The organism is Pseudoalteromonas sp. NZS127 (genome assembly GCF_015864805.1).
In the GTDB taxonomy this organism is placed as follows: Bacteria; Pseudomonadota; Gammaproteobacteria; order Enterobacterales; family Alteromonadaceae; genus Pseudoalteromonas; species Pseudoalteromonas nigrifaciens.
The window spans coordinates 320870-343171 of sequence record NZ_JADYWN010000002.1 but is presented as its reverse complement, the minus strand read 5'-3'; the positions used below and the strand labels follow the sequence as shown (position 1 = coordinate 343171).

The 22302-nt window shown below is 41.5% G+C and carries 18 protein-coding genes; 15 read left to right on the top strand and 3 right to left on the bottom strand.

The window, feature by feature from the left end:
- The first annotated feature begins 1 nt into the window (after position 1).
- From flgK to fliD, 6 genes are all read left to right on the top strand, one after another.
- Complete coding sequence (gene flgK, locus I6E78_RS03495) at positions 2 to 2014, top strand: flagellar hook-associated protein FlgK (RefSeq protein WP_197181928.1); 2013 nt, start codon at positions 2 to 4, stop codon at positions 2012 to 2014.
- Positions 2015 to 2016: 2 nt separating this feature from the next.
- A complete protein-coding gene (gene flgL / locus I6E78_RS03490) occupies positions 2017 to 3288 on the top strand; it encodes a flagellar hook-associated protein FlgL (protein WP_089367866.1) in 1272 nt (423 codons plus the stop codon).
- 907 nt (positions 3289 to 4195) lie between these two features.
- Complete coding sequence (locus I6E78_RS03485) at positions 4196 to 5737, top strand: flagellin (protein WP_197181927.1); 1542 nt, start codon at positions 4196 to 4198, stop codon at positions 5735 to 5737.
- Between the two features lie 306 nt (positions 5738 to 6043).
- Positions 6044 to 7579, top strand: a complete 1536-nt coding sequence (locus tag I6E78_RS03480; protein WP_197181926.1) for a flagellin — start codon at positions 6044 to 6046, stop codon at positions 7577 to 7579.
- Between the two features lie 143 nt (positions 7580 to 7722).
- A complete protein-coding gene (locus I6E78_RS03475) occupies positions 7723 to 8139 on the top strand; it encodes a flagellar protein FlaG (protein WP_197181925.1) in 417 nt (138 codons plus the stop codon).
- Positions 8140 to 8219: 80 nt separating this feature from the next.
- The gene (gene fliD, locus I6E78_RS03470) at positions 8220 to 9632 is read left to right on the top strand and encodes a flagellar filament capping protein FliD (protein ID WP_197181924.1); all 1413 of its coding nucleotides are present in this window, start codon (positions 8220 to 8222) and stop codon (positions 9630 to 9632) included.
- Between the two features lie 758 nt (positions 9633 to 10390).
- Here the strand turns inward: fliD and I6E78_RS03465 are convergent.
- A complete protein-coding gene (locus I6E78_RS03465; RefSeq protein ID WP_011327478.1) occupies positions 10391 to 10690 on the bottom strand; it encodes a hypothetical protein in 300 nt (99 codons plus the stop codon).
- Positions 10691 to 10696: 6 nt separating this feature from the next.
- Positions 10697 to 11098, bottom strand: coding sequence for a flagellar export chaperone FliS (gene fliS, locus I6E78_RS03460; RefSeq protein ID WP_179807101.1), 402 nt, complete (start codon positions 11096 to 11098; stop codon positions 10697 to 10699).
- A 374-nt stretch (positions 11099 to 11472) separates the two neighbouring features.
- On the opposite strand from fliS, the gene I6E78_RS03455 reads away from it, so the two are divergent.
- Positions 11473 to 12906 carry a sigma-54 dependent transcriptional regulator gene (locus tag I6E78_RS03455; RefSeq protein WP_179807102.1) on the top strand — a complete coding sequence of 478 codons (1434 nt, stop codon included), beginning with the start codon at positions 11473 to 11475 and terminating at the stop codon, positions 12904 to 12906.
- A gap of 144 nt (positions 12907 to 13050) precedes the next feature.
- Here I6E78_RS03455 and I6E78_RS03450 read toward each other — a convergent pair whose 3' ends face one another.
- A complete protein-coding gene (locus tag I6E78_RS03450; RefSeq protein ID WP_197181923.1) occupies positions 13051 to 13647 on the bottom strand; it encodes a DNA-3-methyladenine glycosylase I in 597 nt (198 codons plus the stop codon).
- Positions 13648 to 13793: 146 nt separating this feature from the next.
- Here I6E78_RS03450 and I6E78_RS03445 point away from each other — a divergent pair, with 146 nt between their 5' ends.
- The 8 genes from I6E78_RS03445 to fliJ all read left to right on the top strand — a co-directional run bounded on the left by I6E78_RS03445 (position 13794) and on the right by fliJ (position 22246).
- Positions 13794 to 14906 (top strand): sensor histidine kinase, encoded by a 1113-nt coding sequence (locus tag I6E78_RS03445; RefSeq protein WP_089368937.1) that lies wholly within the window; start codon positions 13794 to 13796, stop codon positions 14904 to 14906.
- On the top strand, positions 14903 to 16363 hold the full coding sequence (locus tag I6E78_RS03440) for a sigma-54-dependent transcriptional regulator (protein WP_197181922.1): 1461 nt from the start codon (positions 14903 to 14905) through the stop codon (positions 16361 to 16363). Before I6E78_RS03445 ends, I6E78_RS03440 begins: the two co-directional genes overlap by 4 nt.
- Before the next feature lie 160 nt (positions 16364 to 16523).
- Complete coding sequence (fliE, locus tag I6E78_RS03435; RefSeq protein ID WP_041454357.1) at positions 16524 to 16856, top strand: flagellar hook-basal body complex protein FliE; 333 nt, start codon at positions 16524 to 16526, stop codon at positions 16854 to 16856.
- Between the two features lie 20 nt (positions 16857 to 16876).
- Positions 16877 to 18592 carry a flagellar basal-body MS-ring/collar protein FliF gene (gene fliF, locus I6E78_RS03430; protein WP_197181921.1) on the top strand — a complete coding sequence of 572 codons (1716 nt, stop codon included), beginning with the start codon at positions 16877 to 16879 and terminating at the stop codon, positions 18590 to 18592.
- Positions 18585 to 19625, top strand: coding sequence for a flagellar motor switch protein FliG (gene fliG, locus I6E78_RS03425; protein WP_011327486.1), 1041 nt, complete (start codon positions 18585 to 18587; stop codon positions 19623 to 19625). The genes fliF and fliG overlap by 8 nt, the downstream gene beginning before the upstream one ends.
- Positions 19626 to 19628: 3 nt before the next feature.
- On the top strand, positions 19629 to 20444 hold the full coding sequence (gene fliH / locus I6E78_RS03420; RefSeq protein ID WP_231617933.1) for a flagellar assembly protein FliH: 816 nt from the start codon (positions 19629 to 19631) through the stop codon (positions 20442 to 20444).
- Positions 20445 to 20462: 18 nt separating this feature from the next.
- Entirely contained in the window at positions 20463 to 21797 is a 1335-nt protein-coding gene (gene fliI / locus I6E78_RS03415) for a flagellar protein export ATPase FliI (RefSeq protein ID WP_011327488.1), read from the top strand.
- The gene (gene fliJ / locus I6E78_RS03410; RefSeq protein ID WP_041454359.1) at positions 21797 to 22246 is read left to right on the top strand and encodes a flagellar export protein FliJ; all 450 of its coding nucleotides are present in this window, start codon (positions 21797 to 21799) and stop codon (positions 22244 to 22246) included. The genes fliI and fliJ overlap by 1 nt, the downstream gene beginning before the upstream one ends.
- The last annotated feature ends 56 nt before the right edge of the window (positions 22247 to 22302 follow it).

Below are 22302 nucleotides of genomic sequence, written 5' to 3'. Positions count from 1 at the left end.
CATGTCGTTTAATTTATTAAACATTGCTAATTCAGGAATAAGAGCAAACACTGATCTGTTGCAAACAACCAGTAAAAATATTGCCAATGTAAATACCGACGGGTATGTGCGCGAGCGTACAGAGCATGGCACCATGATCGGCAATCAAGTTGGCAAAGGTAATACCTACAGGTTACTTAATGAATTTGCACAAAAACAATTAAACCGAGACACCTCAAATAAAACGTTTTTTGATCAGTTTGTAAGTGAAGCAAACCGGGTCGATACGTTATTTTCGCAAGAAGCGAATAGCTTATCAACAGGTATAAACTCGTTATTTAATAACGTGCAAGAAGCGCTTAATCAGCCATCGTCAACGGTTGCACGTTCGTTAGTAATGACTAACGCCGATAGCTTAATAAGCCAAATGGATAGGTTGTCGGGAATAGTGCTGGATCAAAAAAATGTTGTAAATGAACAGCTCGAAATATTCTCCGATGAAGCCAATACCTTAATTCAAAAAATAGGATCGTTAAACCAACAAATTGCTGGTGTTAATGGTACTAACAACGCATCAGCTGCAAGCGGCACATATAACGAGCGCGATAAAGCGATTCGCGATTTATCAGAGTTAATCGACATTGAAACGCTTGACGGCCCTAATGGTGAAAAGCTCGTTTTTATGGGCAGCGGTGAAGCCGTTGTAATGCAAAACGGCTCGTTTAACTTGTTTTCGATGCGCGGCGACCCGGATCCAAACTTTAAAGAACTGCGCTTAGATGTAAATGGCGGCAAAGCTGTGCCGCTTGAAGTTGATGCCAGTAAATTAAAAGGCAAAATAGGTGGTTTACTTGCCTTCAGAGACGATATTTTAGTACCTGCGCAAAATCAAATAGGCCAAATGGGTTTAGCGTTAGCAGATGCATTTAACCAGCAAAACCGTTTGGGAATGGATGCTAACGGTAAATTGGGCGGCGATATATTCAATATACCTACGGCAAAAGGGTTTGCCTATCAAGCTAACACCGGCGGTGCGGGTGTTAGTGCAACAGTAGAACCCGGTAAAGGTAGTAATTTACCAGCCAGTGATTTTATTGTGACTTATACCGCAAACCCAAACGAAGTGAGTATTCAGCCAGTAGATAATAAAGGCGAGCCATTAGGCGCCGCTACAACAGCAACATTTGTAGGCGGTGAAATTAACTCGGCAAATAACCCAGGTGTTGATTTATTTGGTTTGCAGTTAACTATGGCTGGTGCAGGTAATGAAGGCGATAAATTTCAAATTAAGCTCAATTCAGAAGCCGCAGCAAATATTACCCTCGCCACTGGGCGCGGTGAAGACCTAGCGTTAGCATCGCCAATACGCACCGCCGATTACATAAATAACACCGGTAGCGGCGCTATTTCTGCTGGCAGTGTGAGTAGTGTTACCGCTGGTGGCTTTACAACTACCACTCCTCCTGCACTCGCTAATGGAGATATAACCATTGTTAAAGCAGCGGGTACAAATGATTACTTAATTAGCGATGGAAACGGCGCTAATGTGCCAATTACTATTGCACCACCAGGCAAAAATGTTTTGGCTGGCCTTGGTGCTCCTTATGACGGTTATGGTTTTGACTTTGATATTGAAGGCTCGCCAGCCACAGGCGATAGCTTTACGTTAGAGTTTAACAAAGGCGGCTTTGACGATAACCGCAATGGCTTAAAGTTAGCCGAGTTACAAAACGGTGACTTGGTGCGCCAAAATGTTGTTTCAAGCTCAGATGCCGATAACCATAAAACGTTTAACCAAGCGTATGCCGGATTAGTAACCGACATTGGCGTGGTAACAGGCCAAGCTAAAACAAACGGCGCAGCATTCGACGCACTCGCACAGCAGTCAGAGGCTTGGTACGAGTCCTTATCTGGGGTAAACCTTGACGAAGAAGCGGCCAATTTACTGCGCTTTCAACAATCTTATGCGGCTTCAGCTCAGGTGCTTTCTGCTGCACGTTCTATTTTTGACACTTTACTTAGTGCCACGAGGTAATTATGCGTTTATCAAATAACTTAATGTATCAAAACAGCATTAATAAAATATTACAAAATCAAAATGGCGTAGCAAACGCACAAGAGCGAGTAAATACTAGGCAAAAGTATTTATCTACCTCAGAAGCGCCTGCCGACATATCGCAAGCTATGCTGTATACCAATAAAATACAAAGCAATGAGCAATATACAAAAAATATTAACCAGCTCAATGGCCGACTCAAAACCGAAGAAAGCGTACTGCAAGGTATTAACGAAAGTATTCAAGCGGCTAAAGATATTGCCTTAAAAGCAGGTAATGGCGCATACAGTAAAGACGACTTAAAGTCGTTAGCGTCGGAGCTAAGCGAAATACAAAAAACGTTAGCTAATTTAATGAACACCCGTTCAGAAGATGGTAAGTACATATTTTCAGGCTACCAAGACAACACGCAACCGTATCAGTTTGATGCTGCCAGCGGCACATACAATTACCAAGGCGATCAAGGTCAGCATAAAATTACTATTGCCGAAGGTGTGTCGATTAAATCTAGCGACAACGGCTACGACACCTTTGAAAAAACCAATGCACGGCTAAATGTGGCGTCAAATACCGGCAGTATTCCTACATTAACACCCCCAAATAACATTACAGCGGGTAGTGTGTATGTAGATAAACAAGGAGTGTTCGATCAGTTTCATAAAGAGCAATATAATGCTGATCCCACTGCCGCACCTTCGGCAAATACCTTTAATATAGTGGTTTCTGCGGGAACTAACCCAGGCGATCCGCAGCAATATGAAATTCAGCGCGCAGGTAACCCATTAAACCCACCTGTTACCGGGGCGGTACAAGCAGGCGAGCCAATTGAATTTGCGGGCATGAAAATTCAGCTAAGCGGCGCTGCACCTGGGCAGCTTGATTTTAGTCTCGAGCCACCTCATAAAGAAAACGTACTTAATACGCTACAAGGTTTAATTACAGGCTTAAATAATGGCACGCTTACGGGGGACGATTTTCAGCAAGCACTTAACGATGGTGTAACGCAGTTACAAAATGCCAGCGAACAAGTTGTGTTTACCCAAGCGAGTTTAGGTGGGCGGATGAATGTGCTAGAAAGAGTAACCGACTCTAACTCTGCGCTAGACATTCAAAACCAAAGTAATCGTTCAAGCCTGCTTGAAGTAGATATGGCTGCTGCAATTAGCGAACTCACTCAGCAAGAAACCGCACTCCAAGCATCGCAAGCCACCTTTGGCCGCTTAGCTAAACTTTCGTTATTTGATTATATTTAAAGGTCAAGAGCAGGTTTTAGGTGTCAGGTTTTAGGCAAAAATTAACCAAGCACGGTGTGAAAGAGCAGGTTTGAGGTGTCAGGTATCAGGTTTTAGGCAAAAACAAGCCAAGCTAGGCGTTTTTGTTGATGGAGGCGCGGTTTTATACCGCGCTTTTTGGTTTTCGACTATCTGAAATTTACTGTTCTTTGTGCAAACGGGTTTAGTAAATTTATTTACAAAGAGGTTATGAGGGCGCTACGCTTTAGAGAAGAAAAAACACATAAATTATGTGTTTAAGTTACTCCTCATTTACCCTCATTGTTTGCTCTTTGTGCACAGTAATATTTAAATGCTTTATTCACAAAAAGGCTAAGAGGGCGCTACGCTTTAGAGAAGAAAAAACACATAAATTATGTGTTTAAGTTACTCCTCATTTACCCTCATTTTTTTCTCTTTGTGCGCAATAATATTTAAATGCTTTATTCACAAAAAGGCTAAGATGGCGCTGCGCTTTAGAGAAGGAAAAGATACTAAATAACCTGTTTAATTGGCTTCTCATTCCCCCTCATTGTTTTCTCTTTGTGCAAAATAATATTTAAATAACTTATTCACAAAAAGGCTAAGAGAGCGCTGTGTTTTTAGAGAACCAAACACACTAAAGTAAAAAACATCTCATACCCCGGTAATCGTCCCCGAATATCACCACTAAACCAAGCGGCAAAAAAATGTCACTATTTATTAACCTTCCATTATAAAGCTCACTTTTACTCTAAAACTCAGTTTAATATTTATATTTTGCATTAAAAACAATGCGTTGAGTTTGTTAGGTGAGTTGGCACAAAACCTGCTTTATTAACTGCATCTAATAGTGGTTCCTGCAAAAGCATTTTGAACCACATCCTGTTAAACACTCGGAGATGGTAAAATGGCATTAACAGTAAATACTAATGTGTCGTCACTAAACGCACAACGTAACTTAACTAAATCAGGTCAGGGTTTAGCCACTTCAATGGAGCGTCTTGCCTCAGGCATGCGAATAAATAGCGCTAAAGATGATGCGGCTGGTATGCAAATTGGAACGCGTTTAACCTCACAAATTAGTGGTTTAGCTGTAGCGCAGCGAAATGCTAACGACGGTATTTCAATGGCACAAACTGCTGAGGGTGCATTACAATCATCTACCGATATTTTACAGCGTATGCGTGACTTAGCACTGCAATCATCAAACGGTTCTAACTCAAAATCTGACCGTGAAGCACTGCAAAAAGAGGTGTCAGCATTACAAGCCGAACTAACCCGTATAGCCGATACCACCACCTTTGGTGGGCAAAATTTATTAAACGGTGATTACGGCACTCAGCAATTCCAAGTAGGTTCAGATAGTAACCAAACCATTGGTGTGACCTTGAACTCATCAGCGGCTAAAGATATTGGTTTAACGGGTAAAAAAATTGAGATTGCTGCTATAACAGGTTTTTCAGGTGCAAGTAAAACCCCCAAAGATTTTGATCCTACCGACACATTAACAATGAAAGTTGGTACTGAATCAAAAGATATTGTATTAACCACTGGCATGAGCGCAGCTGATTTAGCAGGTCAAGTTAATGGTACTAATGGTGTGTTTGGTGTTAGTGGTACCACGCAGGTTGCAGTTGGAGGCTTTTCAACCGATACAACTGGTGGCGATGTTGTTACTTTAAATGTTGCAGGTGTTGAGATTTCAGCAACAATGTTAGCAACTGAGGATAACGATGCTCAGGTTAGTAGATTATTTAATGCAATAGATGCAGCAACAGTAACTGCACTAGCAGAGCAAGGAATTGAAGCGTCACTTGATTCCGATGGCGATTTATTAGTATTTACCAATAAAGATGGTAAAAATATAGACGTAACAATGAAGATTGCAGAAGGAGGTACTGATGCAGGTGGGGCTGCTGGTACAGTTTCTGCTTATGATGGTACAGGTGCCGTGGCTGGTGGTGTAATTACGACTGCAGCAACTGGCGCTACAGTCAGTGAAACTTCTACAGTAACCGGCCGTTTGGATTATACAAATTCAACGATAGATATCAAAAATGCTAGTGCATCACTAACTGCAGGAGGTACACTCACTGGTGCTGGTGCTGCAACGGTTGGCGCTAAAACTTTAACATCGATTGCGGATTTAGATATATCGACTTCGGGTGGTTCACAATCAGCAATAGATGTGATTGATGCCGCTTTACAGCAAATTGGTAATGAACGCGCCGAGTTAGGTGCCACGCAAAATCGCTTTAGCCAAACGATTAGTAACTTAGCGAATATTCAAGAAAATGCGTCGGCATCACGTAGTCGTATTATGGATACAGATTACGCTACTGAAACAGCGGCTATGACTAAAAACCAAATATTGCAACAAGCAGGTACGTCAATCTTGTCGCAAGCTAACCAAATACCACAAGCCGCTATTAGTTTGTTAGGTGGCTAATTACTTGGCTTATCGATAACAGTTTATAAAAACGCACTTCACAATTTTGAAGTGCGTTTTTTTTGGATAATAAAAAGTAACTAAAAATATTATTTTGAATTTCATCAAAAAAATAGATTTAAATAAATCATTAAAAACAATTGGTTATGTTTTATTAATAAGTGAGCTAATTTATTTTTTAAAATACTCCTAAAGATAATTAACCTTCTGCCGTTAACTTAATCAGTACGGAGCTGAGCATACATTTGTGACAGCTCTTGGTTAAATTAAACAAGCAATATTACGAAAGTAATCAGGAGTTTTATCATGGCTATATCAGTAAATACAAATGTATCTTCACTAAACGCTCAGCGTAACCTTTCTAAATCTGGTCAGGGTTTAGCTACTTCAATGGAACGTTTATCATCAGGTATGCGTATTAACAGCGCTAAAGATGATGCGGCTGGTATGCAAATCGGGACACGTTTAACTTCGCAAATTAGTGGTTTAGGTGTAGCGCAACGTAACGCTAACGATGGTATTTCTATGACGCAAACCGCAGAAGGCGCATTACAATCATCTACCGATATTTTACAGCGTATGCGTGACTTAGCACTGCAATCATCAAACGGCTCTAACTCTACATCTGACCGTGAAGCACTGCAAAAAGAAGTAACCGCATTACAAACCGAACTAACCCGTATAGCCGATACTACCACATATGGTGGTCAAAAGTTATTAAACGGTGATTACGGTACTCAGCAATTCCAAGTAGGTTCAGACAGTAACCAAACCATTGGTGTGACCCTGAATTCATCAGCAGCTAAAGATATTGGTTTAACGGGTAAAAAAATTGAGATTGCTGCTATATCAGGTTTTTCAGGTGCAAGTAAAACCCCAAAAGCTTTTGATGCTAACGACACATTAACAATGAAAGTTGGTACTGAATCAAAAGATATTGTATTAACCACTGGCATGAGCGCAGCTGATTTAGCAGGTCAAGTTAATGGTACTAATGGTGTGTTTGGTGTTAGTGGTACCACGCAGGTTGCAGTTGGAGGCTTTTCAACCGATACAACTGGTGGCGATGTTGTTACTTTAAATGTTGCAGGTGTTGAGATTTCAGCAACAATGTTAGCAACTGAGGATAACGATGCTCAGGTTAGTAGATTATTTAATGCAATAGATGCAGCAACAGTAACTGCACTAGCAGAGCAAGGAATTAAAGCGTCAGTTGATCCTGATAGCGATTTATTGGTATTTACCAATAAAGATGGTAAAAATATAGACGTAACAATGAAGATTACTGAAGGAGGTACTGATGCAAATGCTGTCGGTACAGTTTCTGCTTATGATGGTGCAGGTGCCGTGACTGGTGGTATAACTACGACTGCAGCAACTGGCACTACAGTAAGTGAAACTTCTACAGTAACCGGCCGTTTGGATTATACAAATGCAACGATAGATATCAAAAATGCTAGTGCATCACTAACTGCAGGAGGTACACTCACTGGTGCTGGTGCTGCAACGGTTGGCGCTAAAACTTTAACATCGATTGAGGATTTAGATATATCGACTTCGGGTGGTTCACAATCAGCAATAGATGTGATTGATGCCGCTTTACAGCAAATTGGTAATGAACGCGCCGAGTTAGGTGCCACGCAAAATCGCTTTAGCCAAACGATTAGTAACTTAGCGAATATTCAAGAAAATGCGTCGGCATCACGTAGTCGTATTATGGATACAGATTACGCTACTGAAACAGCGCAAATGACGAAGAACCAAATATTGCAACAAGCGGGTACGTCAATACTCTCGCAAGCAAACCAGTTGCCACAAGCAGCACTTAGCTTACTAGGTTAATAGCTAACTAATACCAAAAGTCAGTATTAGTAATTTAAAAAAGGAGATGGCTTTGTTCATCTCCTTTTGTCGTTTAACTTGCTAAATTAAGCTAATTTATAAATAGTGTACAATGCAATGTTTAAAGCTATTTAGGAGGCGTTATGAATACAATTACCTCAGGCGCAGAAGCTTTAGTAACGGCAAGTAATACTGGGCAAGCTAGCGAAAGTAAAGCAGGGCAAGCCAGTACAGTATTAACTGCTGGCGCTATTGACGATGTTAAAAAAAGTGCTTCACAAGCACAGCAGTATCAAAGTAGTGCCGACACTGCTATGCAGCAGCAACAATCGCTTGAGCGTGAACAGCTTGAAAAAGTGGCGCAGCAATTGCAGGATTTTATGGGCGAAATGAACCGTAGTTTGCAGTTTAAAGTTGATGAAGATTCAGGCCGCGATGTAATTAAAGTGCTCGATAAAGCCACTGGCGATGTAATTAAACAATACCCTTCGGAAGAAGTGTTAAGTTTAGTGTCTAAGTTGTCTGAAACTGCGGGTTTATTAATTGACCAAACGGTATAGCTATATAAGTATATAACTAAATAGCAGCTGCGTTTTTTAAGTTTTTTGTTTTTTATTTAATAGTGTAAAGGGGTATAAACATGGCTATTTCGTTTACTGGCTTAGGTTCAGGCTTACAAGTATCTGAAATTGTGGGTGCATTGGTTAATGCCGAAAAAGCCCCATTTGAAGCGCGCTTAAATAGAAAAGAAGGTAGCTTAACTACCGATATATCGGCGGTGGGGGCATTAAAGGCCGCGCTTGAAAAGGTACAGCAGTCGATGACAGGACTAGGCGACGTTGATAACTATCAAAAACGTACGACATCGGGTAATGATGATTTTATATCGCTTAGCTCAGATAAAGACGCCCAACCAGGTGGCTACTCAGTAAAAGTAAATAATTTAGCCACTGAGCATAAAATAATGTCGAGTGCGTTTGATGCCACCAACCCTGTTGGCGCTGGCACCATGACGTTAAGCTCGGGCGATAATAGCTTTGATATTGCAGTATCAAACACTGCAACGCTTAGCGAAGTGCGCGATGCAATAAATAGCAGTAAAGATAACAAAAGCATTAACGCCACCATAATTACAGATGATACTGGCCAGCGCTTAGTGTTTTCGGCTCAAACCAGTGGTGTAGAAAACCAAATTAAAATTGCAGTGGCCGATGACGATGCTAACAACACCGATACCCTAGGCCTTTCGCGTTTAGCATTTGACCCTGCACCTGCAGGAATAAAAAATGTGAGCGAAGTGGTTGCCGCTGTTGATGCGTCAATAACTATTGACGGCACAGTAACAGTAACTAGTAGCACTAACGAATTTAAAAACGTGATTGATGGCGTGACTATTACGGCTAAAAAAGCACAAGGTGTTGACGACGACTTAAGTAAGCTAACCGTTAAAGAAAATAACAATAATATAAAAGCAGGGCTAGATAGCTTTATTAAAAGCTATAACGAGCTGTTAGAGCTAAGTAAAAACTTGGGTAAATCTGGCGAAGATGGTGCTGGCGTAATGGCGGGTGATTCTCTGCTACGTGGTGTTATGTCAAAGTTAAGGCAAGAAATTACCAACAGTGTTGACTTAGGCGATGGTAACTCTTTGTCGCTATCGCAGTTAGGTGTTGAGGCCGACCGCTATGGTAAATTAAGCTTAGATAGCGAACGCTTAGATGAGCAAGTAAAAAATGATGTTGATTTAGTGCAGCAGTTTTTTATTGGTGAAAATAAAGACGAAGGCGGCTTTGCCCAATCGTTTGATGAGTTAATGAACTTTTATACAAAGTCTGATGGCTTAATTCAAAACAGGATAGAGAGTAAAGAAGGTCAGCTTCGCGGGATTGATGACGAACGAGTATCGTTTGCACGTAAAATGCAGTCGTTAGAGTCGCGCCTTTATGCGCAGTACAACAGCATGGATTTATTAGTAGCAGGTTTAAACTCAACCAGTAGTTATCTTCAATCTCAGTTAGATAATATGCCAGGCGTAGTTAGAAAGTCTAAGTAGTTAAGGGTTAGGCTTTAGGGAATATACTGGGCTTTAGGCTAAGACAAATACTGAGCTTGCGAAAAGGCAGTTTTTAGTTTTATAAGTGCGGTTTTATTTAATCACAACAATACCGCACTTTTTGCGTTAAACAGATTAAAACAGTGCAAAAAAGCTTTAAGTGATTTACTCACAAAAAGGCTAAGAGGCGCTGCGCTTTAGAGAAGAAAAGGCACTAAATTACTTGTTTAACTCACTTCTCATTCCCCGCGTCCTCCCTCGCTATGCATATTTGATTTAAGTAAATATATTCACAAAGAGGTTAAGAGGGCGCTGCGCTTTAGAGAAGAAAAAAGACACTCAATTATGTGTTTAATTTACTTCTCATTTACTCTCATTGTTTTCTCTTTGTGCAAAATGATCTTTAAATAATTTATTCACAAAAAGATATTAAGAGGCGCTGCGCTTTAGAGAAGAAAAGGCACTAAATTACTTGTTTAACTCACTCCTCATTTACTCTCATTGTTTTCTCTTTGTGAAAAATGATCTTTAAATAATTTATTCACAAAAAGAGGCTAAGAGGCGCTGCGCTTTAGAGAAGAAAAAAGACACTCAATTATGTGTTTAATTTACTCCTCATTTACTCTCATTGTTTTCTCTTTGTGCAAAATGATCTTTAAATAATTTATTCACAAAAAGATATTAAGAGGCGCTGCGCTTTAGAGAAGAAAAGTATAAAACCATCGTTTAATTTACTTCTTATTATGCTAACTGTCTTTTTAAGTGCTTTTGTAAGCGCTGATCGCTTTGTCTGACTTTTTATGCTTTAACAAGGCTTTAAACGAGTCGTCTTTATGGATATTAGCTTGAGTTAAAATAGCATTAATATGCGCTTGTGTTGTTATAAGCTCGTCACTACTTGGCTGCTCAGCGCTTTCGCACCAGCTTTTTAAACACGTATTTAACGCTTCAAGCTGTAAAGCTGCTGCGTCAGCATCGTTGTTATTTACCAGTGTTTCAAGCTCGCAGAGCAATTGTTTAATTTGCTCTGCTGGCTGTTGGTCAGTAATTAAAGGCATAATAAATTAAACTGCAGGAGAGCGTTCGCTAGCAGGAATATTATCCCACCCTTCTTTTATTTCTTTCACTATGCTAGAAACTTCCATAATTGCTGCTGTGTCGTTATTTAAGTTAGCTTTAGTTAGTGTACGCTGGCAATAGTCGTATAACGCTAATAAGTTGTCTGAAATTTCTGAGCCTTGCTCAACGTCAAAATTAAGTGCGTCTTGTAATGCGCCAAAAAGTAAAATGCAGGCTGAAATGTTTTCGCCCTTTTTTTCAATTTCTTTGCGTTCAATAAAACCTTTGGTTGCAGCTAAGCGCCCGATAATGTTACTAAAAATTAGGTTTATTTGTTCGTAAGGTGTCATTTCGCTAATGCTGCTTGCACGAACTTGACCGTATTTTTTAATTGATGCATGTGCCATGAGAAGATCCTAAATTTTGATAACTAAAAATATTAATACAATGCCAGCAATTATAATGCCAAGCATTTTATATATACTTACTTATCGGCATTTAAGGCAGCAACTTAAGTAAATATTAGTGAATATTTTTATTATAAAGTGACTTTATATCTCTAATTTAAGTATTAAGCTTTGCGATTAATTTATTATGCGAATGTAGGGGGCCTTTATAACCTTAATACTTAATGGTTAATCCTTAAGTATTGTTGCTTTAATTAAAGTGTCTGTTTTTTGGCGTTTATGTCAAAAAGTCGCCACTAGTGCTTGCATACAATTTCAACTGGCTTACAATTTGATTAACAAAATAAATTAGTGAAATGAATGGCCCGCTAAATATGATCTTAATTTTAGATAATAATAACAATCGCTCGATAGGATTATATGCCTCACTTACTTTTATTGGTGAAGCGGTGCAATTACAAACGGAAGCCGACTTTGAGCAAGCATGTAGTAAGTATCAAAGTAAAGAATGCATTGTAATTTTAGGTGCATTGCAGGCGCTTGATCACGAAAGTTTAATTAAACGCTACCCTACGTTTCCTTTTTTACTAATTGGCGAAACACTCAAGCCTTTACTGAGTATTGCTAATGTAGTGGGGTTAATTTGTGAGCCATTTAGCCACGAAATAACCACGCAACTATTACACGACTGCCAACAATATCAGCGCATGTTGCCTATTGAGCACAAACACAGTAAACCACACAATACTTTTGATGGCCTAGTAGGTGAAACATCTGCGGTTAAAGACCTGCGCTTTTTAATTGAGCAAGTAGCAAAAACCGATGCTAATGTACTTATTTTAGGTGAGTCGGGCACAGGTAAAGAGGTAGTGGCGCGTAACGTACATTTATTGTCTAAACGCCTTAAAGGGCCTTTTGTACCAGTTAACTGTGGTGCGATTCCGGGGGAGTTGCTCGAAAGTGAATTGTTTGGCCATGAAAAAGGCGCATTTACAGGGGCAATTTCTGCTCGTAAAGGGCGTTTTGAACTGGCGCAAGGCGGTACACTATTTTTAGATGAAATAGGCGATATGCCGCTGCAAATGCAAGTTAAGTTGCTGCGCGTATTGCAAGAACGCAGTTATGAGCGAGTAGGTGGTACAAAAGCGATTCAGGCTGATGTACGTATTATTGCTGCAACCCATCGCAACCTCGAAACCATGATAGAGCAAGGCACGTTTCGTGAAGATTTATACTACCGATTAAACGTATTCCCTATTGAAAGCCCGTCGCTTACTCAGCGCGCCGATGACATACCGCTGTTATTAAAAGAGTTAATGCGCCGCGTTAATGAGCAAAGTGGCTCAACCGCTAAGTTTACTGAGCGCGCGGTCGAGAGTTTAAAAGAACATAGTTGGCCGGGTAATATTCGCGAGCTTGCAAACTTAGTTGAGCGAATGGTGATAATGTTCCCAGAAAAAGTGGTAGATGTTCCCGATTTACCGGCTAAGTATCGCTATATTGAAGTTGAAGCCTATGAGCCGCAGTACCCAGAAGAGTTAATGGAGCGCGATGCTTTTAACGACATATTTAGCACCGACTTTAGCGATTATGACGATGAACCCGAACACTCTACAGCAGCAGATTCAGGCTTGTTACCCAGCGAAGGGATTGAGCTTAAAGAATACTTAGCCGAGCTGGAAATTAACTTAATTACTCAAGCATTAGAGCGCTTTGATTATGTAGTTGCCCGCGCCGCTGAAATACTCGGGGTACGCCGCACTACTTTGGTCGAAAAAATGAAAAAATATAACTTGTCGAGAGACTAAAAATTAAGGGCAGCTATCAGGTTTTAGGTGTCAGGGTTCAGGCTTTAGGTAAAAAATAACCAAGCACAGCGTTTAGCTTTTGCTGTAGGCGTTAAGCTTGCTGACGCGCGCACTAATTACAGAGGCTTGATTAAAAGCCTGAAATCAGACTGTTTGCCTAGCCCCTAGCTTTTTAACTTTTTCTTTTCTAAAACAATTATTACTGTGATCGTTAACCATGCCGCAGGCTTGCATATGGGCGTATACGGTTGTTGGCCCTAAAAACTTAAAACCACGCTTTTTTAAATCTTTAGCAAATGCGCTTGAGGTAGGGGTAATTGCTGGGGCGTTGTCAGCAGAATTTAAATTACTTACTTGCGGCTTATTGCCAACAAACTGCCATTGATAGTTACTGAAACTGCCAAACTCTTGCTGAATTTTAATAAAGCATTTGGCGTTATTTACAGTAGCAGCAATTTTTAAGCGATTGCGCACAATACCCGCATCAAGCATTAGTCGCTCAATATCTTGCTCGGTAAATGCTGCTACTTTGTGTGCATCAAAATCGGCAAAAGCATTTTTATAACCATTACGCTTTTTTAAAATAGTGTACCAACTCAAGCCTGCTTGCGCCGACTCCAGCGTTAAAAATTCAAACAGCTTTTTATCGTCATACACTGGCACTCCCCATTCATTATCGTGGTATGCAACGTAGTCGGGTTTGCTGGTGTCGAGCCATGAGCAGCGGGTTTGCTTGGTCATTATAATTCCTTAGTTGCGGTGCTTTTATTTGCGCGTCATTTTAATGTCGCGCATTTTTACTGTGTAACTCAATGATATACATGGTAATAAAAGGTGGTATAAATTGTGCATTTGAAACTGTATCTGCATCAATTAGAGATTTGATTATGGCACTTGCTAGTGTGTTAAAACCACAGTTTATTTCTGCAAATCAGTATAACCCATGTTTACTTCAAGAGGAGTATATAGGGGAGTTAAGTGATCTGCGTAAACAGGCTAGTTGGCTTTCGCATTTAGTAGATACTATGCCCGCAGGAGTAATTGTGCTTGATGGTAAAGGCATGATAGCGAAAGCGAATCAAATTGCGATTGATATGCTTGGCGAGCCGCTTGAAGGCGAAAAGTGGTTTAGTGTTATTCAGCGCTCTTTTCGGCCTCAGCAAGATGATGGCCACGAAGTGTCTTTAAAAGACGGGCGCTTAATAAAACTTGATATTACCGCACTTGCCCCAGAGCCTGGGCAACTTATTTTAATGACAGACTTGAGTGAAACCCGCCGCTTACAAAAGCGGGTTGCACATATGCAGCGTTTAAGTGCGCTGGGTAAAATGGTGGCATCTTTGGCGCACCAAGTACGTACGCCGCTGTCGGCGGCTATGCTTTATGCTGCTAATTTAGGTTCAAAACGCTTACCCGAAGCGTCGCGCGATAACTTTCAAACTAAATTAATGTCGCGCTTAAAAGATTTAGAAAACCAAGTAAACGACATGCTGCTATTTGCCAAAAGTGGCGATCAGCATGTGGTTGAGCAGGTGTCTATGCAGCAATTATTAAGCGAAGTAAAAACCGGTGCAGATGCCATGGTAACGCTTAATAACAGTGAGCTTGATGTAAGCTTACCTGAGCCCGACATTGCGATTTTAGGGAATAAAACCGCGCTTGCCAGTGCGATTCAAAACCTGATTCATAACAGTATTCAAATTATAGGCGCTGGGGCACAAGTGCAAGTAAGTGCAATGCGCGATTTGCAAACCCCAGATTTTGTACGCATTAGCGTGAGTGATAATGGCCCAGGTGTTGACCTACAGCAGGTAGATAAACTGTTTGAACCATTTTTTACCACTAGCAGCCAAGGCACAGGCTTAGGGTTGGCGGTTGTTAGCTCTGTTGCTAATGCGCACCAAGGGCGTATTGAGGTGACTAATAATGTACATGGCGGCGCTTGTTTTAATCTGTTATTGCCAATTAGCGCAGCATCTAAATTAGAGGAATCGTTATGAGTAATACTATTTTAGTTGTAGAGGACGACGCAGGACTTCGCGAAGCATTAATAGATACCCTAGAAATGTCGGGTATTGAATGCGTTGCTGCCGACAGTGCTGAGCAAGCAATGTTACTACTTAAAAAAGAATCCTTTTCGTTAGTGGTGAGCGATGTGCAAATGGGCGCTATGAGCGGCCTAGATTTACTGCGCAGTATTAAATTAAATTACCCCGATTTACCGGTATTAATGATGACCGCCTACGCAACTATTGACGATGCGGTAGAGGCAATGCGCTTAGGCGCGATTGATTATATGGCCAAACCATTTGCACCCGAGGTGCTATTAAATATGGTGAGTCGCTATTTGCCCGAAAAACCCAAAGAAACCGACGGCCCTATTGTTGCCGATCCAACGAGTATTCAATTGTTGGAGCTTGCAAGCAGGGTAGCTAAATCAGACGCCAGTGTTATGGTGCTGGGACCAAGTGGCTCGGGTAAAGAAGTATTAGCGCGGTTTATTCATGATAAATCAGCGCGTGCAGCAAAGCCTTTTGTGGCTATTAACTGTGCAGCTATTCCTGAAAACATGCTAGAAGCAACATTATTTGGCTACGAAAAAGGCGCGTTTACTGGCGCGATTCAGGCATGCCCAGGTAAGTTTGAGCAAGCACAGGGCGGTACAATTTTACTTGATGAAATTACCGAAATGGATTTAGGCTTACAAGTTAAACTACTGCGTGTATTACAAGAGCGTGAAGTTGAACGCTTAGGGAGTCGTAAAACCATTGCGCTGGATGTACGCATACTCGCAACCAGTAACCGCGATTTAAAACAAGCGGTAGCGAATAATCAGTTTAGGGAAGATTTATATTATCGCCTTAACGTTTTTCCGCTAATGTGGCGGCCATTGTGCGAGCGCCCTGGCGATATAATTGTGTTGGCGAAGCACTTAATTGAACGCCATTTAATAAAAGCTAAGCAGCCGCTGGCTATTTTAGATAAGCAAGCTGAGCAAAAGCTCCTTAGCCATACATGGCCAGGTAATGTGCGTGAGCTTGATAACGTAATTCAGCGTGCGCTTATACTGCGCAGTGGTAACAGCATAGGTGAGCAAGCTATTTTTATTGAAAATTTAGCCCCAAGTAACTTTGTAGTAGAGCCAGCAATTAGTGAAAGTGCGTTAACTAGCGCCTATTACGATAGTAAAACAACAGCCGTTATTAATGACGAAAAGTCGGGTGATGAAAAGCTTGATGATCAAACACCGAATGAGCAAAAATCAGATTTACTCGCTCAAGATACAGGCAGTTATAAAGATGAGCTTAAAGATAAAGAGCATCGAATTATTTTAGAAACACTTGCGCGTTGCCAAGGCAAGCGTAAAGACGTAGCCGAAACTTTGGGTATTAGCCCGCGAACTTTACGTTATAAACTAGCGCAAATGCGCGACTTAGGTATTTCACTTCCTGCATAACCTTCAAAAAAGCCCTAAATTCAATACCTTGAATTTAGGGCTGTCAAAACTCTGACTAAGTAAAAACTAACTGTAACACCATGTATTTAAAGCTTTATTTATGTGGCACGTTTTGTGCTTTATTAACCTTAAGAGTTAACTGCATTGTTAGAGACAAATAATGAAAATTCAAAATAGCGCTGTATTTCAAGAAATGCAATCAATGGCCTTAGAAGCGGGCCGTAATAATCAAATTAATAAATTGCCTACGCAAGTTCAGTCTACGTCATCAGCACAATTTGGCGATATGCTTAGCAATGCGCTCAATACTGTGCATGAGTTACAGCAAGACACAGGTCAAAAAGTAAAAGCGGTTGAAATGGGCGACAGAAGCGTATCGCTTGCTGAGGCAATGATTGCTTCGCAAAAGTCTTCTGTTGCATTTGAAGCGACCGTACAAGTGCGTAATAAACTTGTTGAAGCTTACAAAGAAATCATGAATATGCCTGTTTAATCAGGTAGTGGAGAATAATTGTGGCGCAATCTAATCAATCTACAGATCTTGCACTTGCTAGTGGCGGTATTGAGCAAAGCGATAGTGACGATCAACAAGAACAAAAGTCGGGCTATTTAAGTGCGTTAAGCGGTGTTGATGTATTGCGTCAAGTTACCCTTGTTATAGCACTGGCGATTTGTTTGGCAATTGCCATTTTTGTGATTATTTGGGCACGTCAGCCAGATATGCGCCCATTAGGTAAAATGCCCACCGAAGAGCTAATTCAAACGCTTGATTTTTTAGATGCGCAAAAAATAGATTATCAACTAGATGGCAATGTAGTGTCGGTTGATGAAAGCGAATACCAAAATATAAAATTACTAATGACTCGCGAAGGCTTGGATCAAGGTCCTACTTCTGGTTCAGACATAATAATGCAAGACATGGGCTTTGGTGTAAGCCAGCGCTTAGAGCGCGAGCGCCTAAAGCATGGCCGAGAGCAACAACTTGCCCGCACTATAGAAGAGCTAAATAACATCACTCGCGCCAAGGTGCTGTTAGCTATTCCAAAAGAAAACGTATTTGCCCGCAGAGAGAAAAAACCATCAGCAACGGTCGTACTTACGCTTAAACGCGGACGCTCGCTTAACAGCGAAGAAGTAGACTCTGTTGTGGATATTATAGCCTCAGCTGTGCAAGGGCTTGAGCCTGCACGTGTAACGGTTACCGATCAAAATGGCCGTTTATTAAATTCGGGCTCACAAAGCTCACTTTCTGCGCGTTCTCGTAAAGAGTACGACCTAGAGCGTAAGCGCGAGCAAGAATACCTAGAAAAAATTGATAGCATTTTAATCCCTATTGTTGGTTTGAGTAATTACACTGCGCAAGTTGATTTGAGCATGGACTTTAGCTCATTAGAAGAAACGCAAAAACGTTATAACCCAGACCTACCAGCGGTAAGAAGCGAAACCACGTTTGAGGAAAACAACATAGGCGGCTTAGCTGTGGGTATTCCTGGCGCGTTAAGTAATCAGCCTCCGGTAAATTCAGATATTCCAGAAGTAGCAGGCCAAGGCGGCGCAGGAAGTGCTACTTCACCGAGTCGTACGCATAAAGAAGCCACGCGTAACTATGAGCTCGATACTACTATTTCGCATAAGCGCCAACAAAGCGGCACGATTCGCAGAATTAGTGTATCGGTAGCGGTTGATTATTTGCCAACAGTGGGCGAAAACGGTGAAACCACCATGACCCCGCGCTCGGTTGAGGCACTGTCAAATATTCGACGTTTATTACAAGGTGGTGTTGGCTTTGATATACAGCGCGGCGATGCCCTAGAAGTAGTAACAGTTCCCTTTGTACGAGAAGCCGTAGATATGAGTTTTGAAGTACCTTTATGGGAACAAGACTGGTTTATGAAAATAGTACGCTTAGTACTGGCTGCATTGGTTATTATTGTGTTGATTATGGCTGTAGTTAAACCTATGCTAAAACGCTTAATTTACCCAGACAGCACGCTTGATGAGTACGATGAAGATGCACTTAGCTCAGGGGTTGATATTGGCGATAATAGCTTAGATATGCTAAATAAAGACTTTGATTCTGCTTCAGTTGGCTTCTCAAGCGATGGTACACTGCAGCTACCCGATTTACATGGTGACGAAGACTTACTTAAAGCCGTACGTGCCCTTGTAGCTAATGAACCAGAACTATCATCACAAGTAGTGAAAGCGTGGTTAACAGAAGATGACTGATCAAAACCAAAAACAACTCCCAGCAGCATTTGATGTTGATAAGCTAGATGGCGTAGATAAAGCGGCCATACTGCTATTAAGTTTATCTGAAGAAGATGCAGCGCAAATACTCAAACACTTAGAGCCCAAACAGGTGCAAAAAGTGGGTATGGCGATGGCCGGTTTGCAGGATCTATCGCAAGCTAAAATAAGCGCAGTACATAATTTATTTATAGAGCAAATTCAAAGCTTTAGTACAATTGGTTTTCAATCAGAAGACTTTATTAAAAAAGCGCTTACTGCTGCATTAGGTGAAGATAAAGCTGCCAGCTTAATTGACCAAATAGTAATGGGATCGGGCGCTAAAGGGCTAGATTCGTTAAAGTGGATGGACTCGAAGCAAGTAGCTAACATTATTCGTAATGAGCATCCGCAAATTCAAACCATTGTATTATCTTATTTAGAGCCTGAGCAATCTGCCGAAATACTGGCGCAGTTTCCTGATAAAGTGCGCCTAGATTTAACCATGCGTATTGCTAACCTTGAAGAAGTGCAGCCAGCTGCCTTGCAAGAGCTTAACGAAATTATGGAAAAACAGTTTGCAGGCCAAGCGGGTGCGCAAGCTGCGAAAATGGGTGGCTTAAAAGCGGCTGCCGATATTATGAACTACCTAGATACCAACGTAGAAGGGCAGTTAATGGACTCTATTCGTGAGCATGACGAAGAAATGTCGCAACAAATTCAAGATCTTATGTTTGTGTTTGAAAACTTAATGGACGTAGACGACCGTGGTATTCAAGCAATTTTACGCGAAGTACAACAAGACGTACTAATGAAAGCTATTAAAGGTACAGACGATGCGCTTAAAGAAAAAATACTCGGTAATATGTCTAAACGTGCTGCCGAAATGCTTGCCGATGACTTAGAGGCAATGGCACCAGTGCGTATTAGTGAAGTAGAAGCAGCGCAAAAAGAAATACTCTCTACGGCGCGTCGATTGTCTGACTCGGGCGAAATACAGCTTGGCGGCGGCGGCGGCGAGGAGTTTTTATAAACCATGACTAAATCGTCAATGCACAAAGGGCGTCCACTGCACGCAGATGAAGCCGATGAACTATTAAAGCACTGGGATGTTCCTGATGTAGCACCCGATGAAAAAAGCTTTGGTAATCGCTCTACTGCCTTTGGTACACCGCTTGCTGAGTTGTATCGAAAAGAAATGGCTGAAGAGTCGCTAATTGAAGAGCCGCAAGAACCTGAGTTACCTGCGCTTACTATGGCCGAACTTGAGCGCATTAGACAAGATGCGTTTGAAGAAGGTGTAAAACAAGGGCACGAGCAAGGTTACATAGATGGTTTTGATAAAGGTGTTACCGAAGGTAAAGAAGCTGGCTACAAAGAGGGCCTAGAGCTGGGAAAAACCCAAGGCCAAGAAGATGTAAAACCACTAATAGAGGAGCAGTTAACTGGCCTACGTAGTATTTTAGAGGGGTTAACCGCGCCGCTAAGTAAAGTAGATGAGCAAGTTGAAAAGCAATTAGTGCAATTAGCCGTTATGCTTGCAGAAGCTATTATTTATCAAGAAGTAAAAACCTCTCCTGATGTTATTTTACACACCCTTAAACACAGTATTGATGCGCTTAATACCGAGCAAGAAAAAGTACGCATTCATTTACACCCCGAAGATTTAGAGCTAATAAAGCAAAGTTATGGCGAGCAAACAGTGACAGATAATAACTGGCAGTTGATTGCAGAGCCAACGTTAGAGCGAGGCGGCTGCGAAGTTAAAACGGCGCAATCATCGCTTGATATGACACTTAAAACGCGTGTCAAAGAAACATTGGATAGTTTTTTGCATAGCAGTAGTATCTAACTATTTTATTGGTCTGTTATGTCTGCTTTAGATGTTTCATTAAGCGAACGCTTATCTCAATACAAACAGCATATTAAACCGCCAACACTTGCTGTAGCGGGTATTTTAACACGAGTAGTTGGCCTTACCCTTGAGGCTAAAGGCTTACGTGCGCCTGTAGGTAGCCAATGTAAAATAGAAACTATGAACGGCTTTGTTGATGCCGAAATAGTTGGTTTTAACGACCAAACCTTATATTTAATGCCAAACGATCATATATCGGGGGTGCTCCCTGGTGCTCGGGTGATCCCCCAACTTAACGACACAGGTTTACCTGTAGGCATGAGTTTGCTGGGCCGCGTAGTTGATGGCTTAGGTCGTCCTCTTGATGGTTTAGGTAAAATTAATGCCGAGCACTATCTTAAGTTTGCCCAAAAACCGATAAACCCTCTTTCAAGACGACCTATAAGCCAGCCTATGGATGTAGGCGTGCGTGCTATAAATTCAGTAATAACAGTAGGACAAGGCCAGCGAATGGGCTTGTTTGCAGGCTCGGGTGTAGGTAAGTCGGTACTGCTTGGTATGATGACTCGTGGTAGTGAAGCCGATGTTATTGTGGTGGGGCTGGTGGGCGAGCGTGGCCGCGAAGTAAAAGAATTTATTGAAGAAATACTTGGTGTAGAGGGGCGTAAACGCTCAGTGGTTGTAGCAGCACCGGCAGATTCTTCACCATTAATGCGTTTAAAAGGCTGCGAAAGTGCGGTAACAATTGCAGAGTACTTTCGCGATCAGGGATTAAACGTTTTGTTATTGCTCGATTCGGTAACGCGCTATGCCATGGCGCAGCGTGAAATAGCACTTGCAGTAGGCGAGCCACCGGCGACTAAAGGCTACCCGCCTTCGGTGTTTGCAAAACTGCCAGCGCTGGTGGAACGTGCCGGTAACGGCGGAGAAGGGCAAGGCTCTATTACTGCCTTTTTTACCGTACTAAGTGAAGGCGATGATATGCAAGACCCCATTGCCGATGCGGCGCGCGCTATACTCGACGGCCATATTGTACTTTCGCGGGAACTGGCCGACAGCGGTCATTACCCGGCAATTGATATAGAAAAATCCATTTCGCGAGTGATGCCACAAGTGGTATCTGAGACGCATATGCAACAAGCGCGAGTGCTTAAGCAGGTATATTCTATGTACCAGCAAAATAAAGACATGATCACCTTAGGTGCGTATCAAAAAGGGACAGATCAAATGCTTGATCAAGCCATAAATATGATGCCAAGAGTAAATGCCTTCTTACAGCAAGGCATGCGTGATGTAATTAGTTACGACGACGGCCTGCAAGGGCTAGCGCAGTTATTAGGGCAAGCATAATGGCTAAAAACAAACTGCATTTATTACTAAAGATTGAAAACGATAAAGAAGAAACGCTGCGGATGAGCTATTTGCAGGCGAATCAAAATTTGCAGGCAAACCAGCAAAAACTCCAAGGTTTAAATAACTTTAGATTGGAATACACCCAGCAATTACACATTAAAGGGCAGTCGGGCTTATCAAGTGCTGGGTTTAGTCAGTTTCATGCATTTATTGCTAAAATAGAAGAAGCAATTCGCCAACAAGCCAATACAGTTAACACTGCAAAACAAGTGGTTAGCCAGCGTAAAACCCTGTGGTTAAAGCAGCAAATTAAGGCTAAAGCAGTCGCTAAACTCATAGAAAAACAACAGTTAAAGGCCGATGTGCTAGTGGCTAAAAATGAGCAAAAAATGTTGGATGAATTTTCGGCTAATCAATTTTTTCAACGACACAACAATCGACTTTAGTAAGTAGCGAGTACTTTAACCGCTTTAACAAAAGCTTGTACCTTATAAACACAGGC